Origin of the sequence: Kocuria sp. ZOR0020, from assembly GCF_000800955.1 — a bacterium.
In the GTDB taxonomy this organism is placed as follows: Bacteria; Actinomycetota; Actinomycetes; order Actinomycetales; family Micrococcaceae; genus Kocuria; species Kocuria subflava.
In genome coordinates this window covers 1-288 of the sequence record NZ_JROX01000433.1, presented here as the reverse complement: position 1 = coordinate 288, position 288 = coordinate 1, and the positions used below count along the sequence as shown (strand labels likewise).

Annotated in this window: 1 protein-coding gene; it reads right to left on the bottom strand. The window is 39.6% G+C overall.

Translation table 11 applies throughout. The annotated features are described in order from the left end of the window. Nucleotides 1-288, bottom strand: a 288-nt coding sequence (locus L979_RS15630; RefSeq protein WP_047692899.1) for a capsid protein, incomplete at both ends; no start/stop codon positions are given.

The window sequence follows — 288 nt, the reverse complement described above, 5'->3', positions numbered from 1 at the left end:
ATTGGATAGGGTCTACACCGTCAACTGAATCTGTTTCTGATTCTTTTGTTGCTTCTGCTGTTGGTCTCAAATTTGGATAAACGACTACGCGATAACCGTCAACAAATTCCCCTGTAACTTTATCACGCTTACGCCCTTTAATAAGGTATTGAACACATTTCGTTTTCCAATTACCAGTAGGAGACCAACCCAAGCCATTTTCTGTTCTTTGTTGACCTAAAATGTCTTCTTTAAGCGATTGGTCTGTTTGAATGAATACCATTTCGCCTTGAAGTAAGGTAGCACCTT